Raw genomic sequence first — 623 nt, 5'->3', positions numbered from 1 at the left:
ATCACAAGTTTTATATGAAGTATCTAATGAAATGGTAAAAGCTTGGATTCCAGAAAAAGTACAGAATAATGGATATATAAAAATATCTACAATTAACGGTAATACTGGATATGTACAGAAAGAGTATGTTTTAACTGATATTAAATATTCATTTATGTTCGAAAAGAATAATGAAGGTATATGGAAAATAATAAATATAGATTCTATATGGTAAAAGAAAGAGGAAGGTTCATTAAAGTGAACCTTCCTCTTTATTTTTATTTTCGTTTTGAAGAGTATTCCAGTACTCTAAAATTTCTGATGTAACGAGAGCGGCAATGTTTTTTTCTGAATTACTACCAGGGATAACGACAGAAACGGCAATTTGTGGATCTTCCGTAGGAGCATATGCAATGAAAAGAGAGTGATTTATCATTCTTGCTTGCTCATTTGGAAAACCTGTAATACCTGTTTTACCTGCGACGTCAAAGGGCAACTTTTTAATTTCCTCTATATTTTGACTCATCCCACCTTGCACGACACTCCAAAAGTTCATCGGGTAACGATTTGAACTTTCTAAAATGGGTTTAAACTTTTTGGTTTCCTTACCATCTTGACCAATAATCGCACTTACGATTTGAGGT

The 623-nt window shown here is 32.4% G+C and carries 1 protein-coding gene and 1 pseudogene; one reads left to right on the top strand and one right to left on the bottom strand.

What is annotated here, in order from left to right:
- A pseudogene (locus HMPREF2590_RS23950) lies at positions 1-214 on the top strand (SH3 domain-containing protein); the annotation flags it as partial.
- Between the two features lie 18 nt (positions 215-232).
- Here the strand turns inward: HMPREF2590_RS23950 and HMPREF2590_RS23945 are convergent.
- A partial coding sequence (locus tag HMPREF2590_RS23945; RefSeq protein WP_256325178.1) for a penicillin-binding transpeptidase domain-containing protein occupies positions 233-623 on the bottom strand: 391 nt, incomplete at its 5' end.

The sequence above is a fragment of the Bacillus sp. HMSC036E02 genome, from assembly GCF_001836235.1.
In the GTDB taxonomy this organism is placed as follows: Bacteria; Bacillota; Bacilli; order Bacillales; family Bacillaceae_G; genus Bacillus_A; species Bacillus_A cereus.
The sequence above is the reverse complement of the archived record's forward strand: the minus strand, read 5'-3'. Positions and strand labels throughout refer to the sequence as shown.